This is a genomic window from Halorientalis sp. (assembly GCF_028275115.1).
Taxonomy (GTDB): Archaea; Halobacteriota; Halobacteria; order Halobacteriales; family Haloarculaceae; genus Halorientalis.
In genome coordinates this window covers 55,500-61,928 of the sequence record NZ_JAQCNH010000091.1, presented here as the reverse complement: position 1 = coordinate 61,928, position 6,429 = coordinate 55,500, and the positions used below count along the sequence as shown (strand labels likewise).

The 6,429-nt window shown below is 63.9% G+C and carries 6 protein-coding genes; 2 read left to right on the top strand and 4 right to left on the bottom strand.

Going from position 1 to position 6,429, the window contains the following annotated elements; translation table 11 throughout:
• Positions 1-486: 486 nt before the first annotated feature.
• The 3 genes from Q0964_RS12290 to Q0964_RS12280 all read right to left on the bottom strand — a co-directional run bounded on the left by Q0964_RS12290 (position 487) and on the right by Q0964_RS12280 (position 3,255).
• Complete coding sequence (locus Q0964_RS12290) at positions 487-1,851, bottom strand: NAD(P)/FAD-dependent oxidoreductase (protein WP_299267932.1); 1,365 nt, start codon at positions 1,849-1,851, stop codon at positions 487-489.
• Between the two features lie 36 nt (positions 1,852-1,887).
• Positions 1,888-2,469: a hypothetical protein gene (locus tag Q0964_RS12285; RefSeq protein ID WP_299267931.1), complete on the bottom strand. Its 582-nt coding sequence runs from the start codon at positions 2,467-2,469 to the stop codon at positions 1,888-1,890.
• 417 nt (positions 2,470-2,886) lie between these two features.
• Complete coding sequence (locus Q0964_RS12280) at positions 2,887-3,255, bottom strand: VOC family protein (protein ID WP_299267929.1); 369 nt, start codon at positions 3,253-3,255, stop codon at positions 2,887-2,889.
• 100 nt (positions 3,256-3,355) lie between these two features.
• On the opposite strand from Q0964_RS12280, the gene Q0964_RS12275 reads away from it, so the two are divergent.
• Together Q0964_RS12275 and Q0964_RS12270 are read left to right on the top strand one after the other, a co-directional pair.
• Positions 3,356-4,063 carry a helix-turn-helix domain-containing protein gene (locus tag Q0964_RS12275; protein WP_299267927.1) on the top strand — a complete coding sequence of 236 codons (708 nt, stop codon included), beginning with the start codon at positions 3,356-3,358 and terminating at the stop codon, positions 4,061-4,063.
• A gap of 60 nt (positions 4,064-4,123) precedes the next feature.
• On the top strand, positions 4,124-5,074 hold the full coding sequence (locus Q0964_RS12270; protein ID WP_299267926.1) for a ferritin family protein: 951 nt from the start codon (positions 4,124-4,126) through the stop codon (positions 5,072-5,074).
• Positions 5,075-5,363: 289 nt separating this feature from the next.
• Here the strand turns inward: Q0964_RS12270 and asd are convergent, their stop codons facing one another.
• Complete coding sequence (gene asd, locus Q0964_RS12265) at positions 5,364-6,401, bottom strand: aspartate-semialdehyde dehydrogenase (RefSeq protein ID WP_299267925.1); 1,038 nt, start codon at positions 6,399-6,401, stop codon at positions 5,364-5,366.
• Positions 6,402-6,429 lie beyond the last annotated feature (28 nt).

The window sequence follows — 6,429 nt, the reverse complement described above, 5'->3', positions numbered from 1 at the left end:
AGGAAGCGTTTAGAGAGCGCGGATTCTGAACGGCGCCATTTATCCGGCGAGGATATCCGTTGAGAGGGTATCGCAATGCTGTATACGCGCCCTCTATTCAGCAATCCAAACGTAATGAACGTTGAACACGCCACACAAGGGAACGCGGTCGCTATAAATCATCTGAGAATAATATGTGTGACTTCTAGAAATGTACACCCGGAACACTAACGACCGACATCATCCGGGGCGGTGTGCCCTGTCAGTCGGGAAACCCTCGTGCCGGGTGGGCGGTTCCGGGAGGAACCGCCGAATACGCGAGACGGCGCTAGCCGTCGAGTGGGAGTCTCGTCAGAGCCTCCGAACCGCGAGGCGACTTGTGGCCGCCAGTCGACTGTCGCGTGCCCGGGTTCTCCGCGCGGTCATTGCGCCCTGACGGGTGTGCTCGGGCGGGGACTAAAGGCACGCAGGCGAAGATAGACCACCGTCCGGTAAGAGGCTGTCGCGCTAGAAGAGGTAGTCGTCCTGACGCAACTGGACGTACCGGCCGGAGCCGAGGCTCAGCTTCCGGAGTTTGTACTCCGCGACCAGTCGGATGCCACTCAGCCCCGACCCGAGGGCCTGTGTCAGCGAGTACTCGCCGCGGTTCATCATGTTGTCGACCAGCCGGAAGGTGTCGTCCCAGCTGCTGGGTTCCCAGCCGCGGACCATGTCGGCCAGCGCGACGTTGCGGCGAACTTCCTCGCCGATAGCGCGCTTCCACTCGTCGTTGTAGCGGTCGAGGCGACCCCGGCCGGCGAGCCGGCCGGCGACCTTTCCCGTCCGGACGGCGACGTGGTCACCACCCTCGTGGAACGCGGAGGTTGCGCCCATCGCACCACCGACGACGGCGACGCCGGCTTCGGTCGGCGATTCTATCGGCCGAGTCGAGGAGATGGGGTAGGCCTCGGTACCCTTGCGCTTGCCCCGGTCCTCGACCAGCGGAAAGTCGTCCGCGATATCGTACTCGGGGTACTCCCGTTCCAGCAGGCGGCGAACGTACTCCCGACCCGGCGGGACCTGCTCGTCGTCGGAGTCGAGGAGGGCGTAGTCCTGTGGATTGTCGACGTCCGCGAGGTCCATCCCAATGGGCATCGTCAGCCCGATGCGGGCGACGCTGTCGTCGTTCGGGAAGACCCACGGATAGGCCGTGTGGCCTGGCATGACGCCCCACCAGAACTTCAACAGGCCCTCGTCGAACAGTTCCGACGGTACTCTGCGGTGTTCCTGGTAGGCGATGTGGTTCGCGATGTTCGAGTCGAGGTAGTCGGTGATGCTGTGGTCGTGTGGGAGGAACTGGTCGACCGCATCTGTTGTGACCGTTCGCTGGGGACCGTCCGCGAGGACCAGGTAGCGCGCCTCCACCGTCTCGCCGTCCGAGAGGTCGACCTCGTGGCTGTGACCGCCGGTCATGTCGGTAGTCACGTCCGAGACGGACGTGCCGATTCGGTAGGTCGCGCCGGCAGACTCGGCCCGCTCGCGGAGCCAGTCGTCGAACCGAGCGCGGTGGAAGGCGAAGCCGAACTCCGGGTAAGTCGCGTCGACGCCCGTGTCGCGAATCGTCACCGATTCGCTGGGACCAATGAACGAAGCCCCGTCGAGGTCGCTGAGGATGACGTCGTCGGGAATTTCCTCGGGTCGGAAGTCCATGATGTCGACCCAGTAGTCGAGCATCCCTGCGGCGTCTGTCGAGTCTGGACCCAACCCCTCGCGGTCCGCGCGCGGAACCCCCTTCTCGACGACGACCGTCTCGGCGCCCTGCACCGCGGCTTCATACGCGGCCGACGACCCCGCGGGCCCCCCGCCGACGACTGCCACGTCCACCTGTTGCATACCCAGTAGCCCGCGCTGAAGGGAGTTAAATGCCGTTCATTCGACGTCGCGACCGACCGTCGGGTCGCCGGCGCTGTCGCCGAGGACGTCACCGTCGAACAGCGCCGGCCACTCGAACTCGGCCCGCTGTACGAGGTCGTTCAGCCGCTGGCTGCATGCCTCGAACCGCTCACGCGCCACCCGATGCTCTTCGACGGCGTGCTGGGAGGCCACGTCGAGTTCCTGCTCCAGCCGAGCTTTTCGCTCGGCGAGCGTCACCGATTTCGCGAGGATTCGCGTACACGCCGCCTCGATCAACAGCCGCTGTGTCGTTCTGACGAGACGCTCGGGGGTGGGGTCGGCCATCGTCACGTCGGCCTCGGTCGGAGTTTCGTCGGCCCCGAGGCGGACGACCTGACAGCCGTCCGTCGCCTCCCGGAGTGTGCCCACACCGAGCCCCTCGTGTTCGAGCAACCCCCTGCCCGCGAGGACTACCTCGACCAAGCTCCCGACCGTCTCGCGGACGCCAGCCCTGTCCGCGGCGGTCCGAACGTGATACTCCTCGCCGAGCCACTCCCGATAGGTTCGCCGTTGCGACTCGTCTCCCGCAGCGACGAGCACGACGCAGTCTCCCCACATATATCTCCGGTATCAGAGGGGAGCCCACTCAAACGTGACGACCGTTCGTTCAGTTTTGTTCAATTTACTGCGTTCGTATACTACAAGGCGTAAGCGGGTTGGGACTCTCGGCCTCGTCGGCCGGGGTTCGGGCCGTTCCGGCCAGCCGTCACGTCGCGCAGTGGCGCCCTCGCCCACAGACTTTTGACCGCCAGGACCGCCACCGAGAGTATGTGCCGACCGGACGATTCGAGCCGAGAGATGCTCGTTCCCGGCGGTCACTCACCACGACGCCGGACGTGAGGTGTTCCCGCGGAGGAATGAAACGGAGTTCGTGGGACGAGCGACGCGAGTCGTCCGGTGTGAGCGTCGGAGAAGTTTCCGGACGACATCTTTGCGACCGGGGCTCGCCGTCGACGCGTCTCTCGAAGCGACGCGTCAGAGAGGCTGGATGAGTTCCACGACGTGACCGTCGGGGTCCTCGACGAACGCGGTCCGGGCGCCCGCCGCGGGTTGGTCGCTCGGTTCCTGGACGACGCCGTGGTGTTCGACCTCCTCGAAGGCCGCGTCCACGTCATCGACTTCGACGGCGAGGTGGTCCCAACCGTCGCCGAAGTCAAACTCGTCCTCGCCCTCGGTGTCCGAGAGCTGGACTTCCACGCCGCTGTCGTCGGCGACGTAGACGTTGCGGGTCGTGCCGTCCTCGCTCGTGAACTCCCAGGACCGCTCGAAGTCGAGGTTGTCGGCGTACCAATCGGCCAGCTCGTCCGCATCGGAGACGTTCATGCAGGCGTGCAGGATATCCATTGCATTCGGGCCTTACCGCGATGCCTGTTTAAACTGGGTGAATCGAAACGGGCGGCTGTCAATGCGAACCATTATCATCCAGGATTTCACCTAATAGAACATGAGGTATGGGACGTTTGTGCTGACGCCCGACCGGGGGTGGTTTCATCCGAAGGAGGATGCATTCCGCGACCACGACGTAACGATGGTCGCGATTCGAAACATCACGCTCCTGGCGGACGGCACAGTAGTGTTACTCAACGAGTTGAACGGACCGACCGAGAACGTGTTGGACGCACTCGCCGAAACCGGGGAGGACATGATAGATTACCAGCTTACTGACACGAACGACGGGAAGTTGCTCCGGTGTCACTTTCATCCGACCGAGCTGGTGGACTCACTGCTGACCCTGCTTGAGGAGTTCGCGGTGCTGCCGGAGTACCCGCTCGAGTTCGTCGACCCTGCACAGTCGAGCCTCAAGCTCACGCTGATCGCGGAGGAGACGGCCCTCCGGGAGATGATCGACGTGATTCCGGCGGGTGTCTCCGTCGACCTGCTCCGAATCGGGACGTACGACCCGGAAAGCAAGACGCTGTTTTCGGGCCTCACCGAACGCAAGCGGGAGGTCGTTCGGAAGGCTGTCGAGAAGGGATACTACGAGATTCCGCGCGAGGTGACCTGCGAGGAAATCGCTGCCGAACTCGATTGTTCGGCCGGGACCGTCGCGGAACATCTACAGGCCATCGAGAGCCAGTTCGTGACCGAAATCGTCCCCGCCGGTTACGAGACCACCGCCCGAGAGTCGATGCGGCCACTGGGTAGTTCATAAAGTACCCCTATGATGAGGCGAAGGTGATTTATTAGGGTCGCAGATAAGGCGTGTGAAGTCATGACACAGGTAGAGGACACCAGCCGTGACATGCGACTCGACCCGGACTCGTTCGCCCAAGGCTACTTCAAAAACGCCGTCTACCGCCACTGGGACCCGTACGACGATATTCCGCAGGAAGCCATCGAGGCTGACCGCCGGAAGTTCGTCGAAGACGAGCCCACACAAGAGGAGTTCGAGGGACTCAGAACGACGCTGGCGCTGTTCGGAGCCGGCGAGGAGGCCGTCACGGAGGACCTCATGCCTCTGGGAATGGTTCTCGAGGACATCAACAAGCAGATGTTCGTCTCCAGTCAGATCTACGAGGAGGCCAAACACACGCAGTTTTTCGACCGCTACTGGCGGGAGGTCGTCAACCCCGTCGAGGAGGAACTGGGCTTCGAGGTGACTAGGCCGACCGACCAGCAGTTCTTCAACGACGACTACGTGGAGCTGTTCGACCGGAACGAGGCAGCTATGGAGCGGTTGCTCGACGAGGACACACCCGAGAACCGCGCAAAGGCCTACTGCCACTACCACCTCGTCGTCGAGTCGGTACTGGCACAGACCGGCTACTACGGTATCCAGTCGGCCTTCTCAGATCAGGGGTCCGACGAGGTGGCGACCCGGGAGTTCCCACACATGGAGGGTCTCGTCGAAGGAATCACCCGGATTCGGAGTGACGAGGGACGCCACGTCGGTTTCGGGATGCAGGAAGTCCGGACGCTCATCCACGATGCGGGCGTCGACCCCGAGATCGTCCAGAACACGCTCCAGGAGTTGATGCCGCTGGTCGCCGGGGTCGTGCGACACTCCTCGCGAGGGGGTGCGACGAACCCGATTCCGATTATCGAGTACTCACGGGACAAACTCACTCGCCGCGTCGAGATTCTCACCGAGCAGGACGCCGAGATTCCGCCGGTCGACGAACTCGTCAGACTCGAGAGCGATAGCGAGACGGCAGCAGACTGAGTGAGACGGGAGTAGTACCGTCACGGAGCGATTTTGCGGTCACAGAACGGTTCGCAGTCCGAGTATGCCTGCGGTGCGGTCTCACCAGCACAGCGCCCATGAGCACGGCAGTGCCGCGCGGGCGGCGGTCTTTCCCGACGTTTTTCGATGTGAACAACCGGCGGCCCCTCGTGCCGTCCGAGAGAGCGGAGCACCCTCGTAATCACGAACGGCGGTTCACCCCTTTCGAGCGACTTCACCGCCCCTGAGCAGTCGGGTCGCCAGTGGCGACTGCCCGACCTAACGGGTCCTACAGGTAGCCTTCTTCTAGCAACAGTTCGCCGTTCAGCACGGACGCGCCGGCCGCGCCACGGATGGTATTGTGGGCGAGACAGTTGAACTGGAGACCGTCTGCTGTCTCTTGGAGGCCGCCGACCGCGATGCCCATGCCGTTTGCCTGATTCCGGTCGAGACGAGGCTGGGGGCGGTCGGGTTCCCTGAACAACTCGATGAGCTGGTCGGGCGAGGACGGCAGGTCGATGCTGGGGTACTCGCGCAGGGCGGCGGCGGCGTCCTCAACGGTCACGTCCGCGGCGGTATCGGCCCAGACGTTCTCGAGGTGGCCGTCCAGCGTCGGGATACGGTTACACGAGGCGGCGACCTCGGCGTCGTTCCACTCCACCTCGGCGCCGTCGAACTCGCCGAGCAACTTCCGGCTCTCGGTCTCCATCTTCGTCTCCTCGCCACCGATGTGCGGAATGGCGTTGTCGATAATCTCCATGGAAGTGACGCCGGAGTAGCCCGCGCCTGAGACGGCCTGCAGGGTCGAGACGCGCACGTCTGTCAGGTCGAACGCCTCGTCGAGCGCGGCCAGTGGCGGGACCATCGTGATCGTCGAGCAGTTCGGGTTCTTCACCAGGGCCCCGTCCCAGCCGCGCTCGTCGCGCTGGACCTCGATGAGTCCCAGGTGGTCGGCGTTGACTTCGGGGATGGTGAGCGGAATGTCGGCGTCGGTCCGGAAGTTCGACGAGTTCGAGGACATGACGTAGCCCTGTTCGACGAACTCGGGTTCGACCTGCTCGCCGACGCTCGATGGTAGCGAGGAGAAAAGAAGGTCGACGTCGCTCGGAATCTCGTCGGGGTCGGTCGCGACGACCGTCTCCTCGGCCACGTCTGCCGGGATGGGGCTGTCGACCCGCCACTTCGCGGCCTCGCGGTAGGACTTGCCCGCACTCGCTTCGCTGGCGGTCAGCGCGGCCAACTCGAAGTCTGGATGCGGGTCAAGTTGCTGGATGAGTCGCTGTCCGACGGCACCGGTCGCACCGAGGACGCCTACGCGGACTGTCATTGGTACCCACTGCTACGGCCGGGGCTCC

Excerpts from the sequence above, each read along its gene's own strand:
- Q0964_RS12280 (WP_299267929.1), bottom strand. The coding sequence starts at position 3,255 with ATGGATATCCTGCACGCCTGCATGAACGTCTCCGATGCGGACGAGCTG.
- asd (WP_299267925.1), bottom strand. The coding sequence starts at position 6,401 with ATGACAGTCCGCGTAGGCGTCCTCGGTGCGACCGGTGCCGTCGGACAG.
- Q0964_RS12275 (WP_299267927.1), top strand. The coding sequence starts at position 3,356 with ATGAGGTATGGGACGTTTGTGCTGACGCCCGACCGGGGGTGGTTTCAT.
- Q0964_RS12285 (WP_299267931.1), bottom strand. The coding sequence starts at position 2,469 with ATGTGGGGAGACTGCGTCGTGCTCGTCGCTGCGGGAGACGAGTCGCAA.
- Q0964_RS12270 (WP_299267926.1), top strand. The coding sequence starts at position 4,124 with ATGACACAGGTAGAGGACACCAGCCGTGACATGCGACTCGACCCGGAC.
- Q0964_RS12290 (WP_299267932.1), bottom strand. The coding sequence starts at position 1,851 with ATGCAACAGGTGGACGTGGCAGTCGTCGGCGGGGGGCCCGCGGGGTCG.